Here is a 1,268-nt window from a genome sequence, read left to right on the forward strand (position 1 = left end):
ACTAAAGCACGGGCGACAATATTGACAAACCGCCAGGCAAATTCACGGAACGCGGCACTGTTGCCCTCACCACTGAGCTGCCCCGCCAGACGGGAAGCCACTTCCGATACCCGGCCAAACCGCCCGACCGCATTATAACGCGCTGAGATTTCCGGCCAGCCCAGATGAAAGAGGGAAAGTTCATTGCCCCGACCTGCCCGGTGCGCTTCTGCCCAGATGCGTCTTAACAGATCAGCATCCCCTTTGGGATCAAAGACAATCACCACTTCACCGCGCCGGATATCCTGCGTTATCAGTAACTCAGCCAGCCGGGTTTTCCCTACGCGCGTTGTTCCCATTATCAGCGTATGCCCGACCCGCTCACGCAAATCCATAAACACCTCCGCTTCCTGTGGCTCAATACCGTGGATCATGGGATTGCCGCCAACCGGTGGCAGTGGTCGCACCGGATTGAACGGGGAATCGTTGCGCAACAAAGCTGACAATGCCGGCCAACGGTATTCCGTTCGGTGCTCCAGTAAACGGGCAAGCTGATATATCTGAGACGGCTGCACAAATCGCTCAACTTCCGGCCGCCGCGTATCCTGCAAACGCTGGGTATGCTTCTGCTGCCAGCGAAAGCCCCGACCCAGAAACAAACGTTGATGGCTGACGGGAATGTGTTTTGTGCTCATCTGATAACGCGGCAAGCGACGCAGGTTTCGGCGATAGCGGAGGACCTGAATACCCTGCCACATGCGTATTATCGCTAATACCGCAAAACCGCCTGCCATGACATAACTGACTGAGGGGGCCAGTGCGATAGCCCAGGGTGCCCGGATGCAGACAAACGCAGCAACGGCTGAGACCACCGCAGTATTCAGCTCGACGGCAGGACGTAACAGGGCTTCAACAACATAACGGCGGCCCATGGTGATAACTACTGAGAGAGCGCAGTTTCGGTGATTAACACCGGATAATGTCGCAGTTGCAAACGGCGAGCCAATTCCGAACCGGAAGCAGGCGATAACAAGACATCCGGCGCTAATGCCCGCAGTGACTGTAAGCCTGCCATTTCACTGACATTGACGACCAGTCCAACAGCGTGCAGTGTCTTCAGTCGTGTTGTATTCTGGCTCAACCACCGACGTGAATCAGCGTCATCACCAATCAGAAATAACGCACCCATGCCCGGCAATTGCAGTGAGCGGTTGACCACTTTTCCCGGTGTCAGTTCCGGTGTGTTAACCGGCAGCATGGCCGCTTCCCCCGTCACTTCTGACAAGAAA

At 55.9% G+C, this 1,268-nt stretch carries 2 protein-coding genes; both read right to left on the minus strand.

Annotation, left to right across the window (positions count from 1 at the left end):
* The coding region (gene traD / locus AAC147_RS07555) for a conjugative transfer system coupling protein TraD (RefSeq protein WP_047686190.1) at positions 1-911 on the minus strand (911 nt) is incomplete at its 3' end.
* Positions 912-919: 8 nt separating this feature from the next.
* A partial coding sequence (locus AAC147_RS07560; protein ID WP_047686193.1) for an integrating conjugative element protein occupies positions 920-1,268 on the minus strand: 349 nt, incomplete at its 5' end.

Origin of the sequence: Xenorhabdus sp. NBAII XenSa04 (assembly GCF_963866145.1) — a bacterium.
In the GTDB taxonomy this organism is placed as follows: domain Bacteria; phylum Pseudomonadota; class Gammaproteobacteria; order Enterobacterales; family Enterobacteriaceae; genus Xenorhabdus; species Xenorhabdus indica.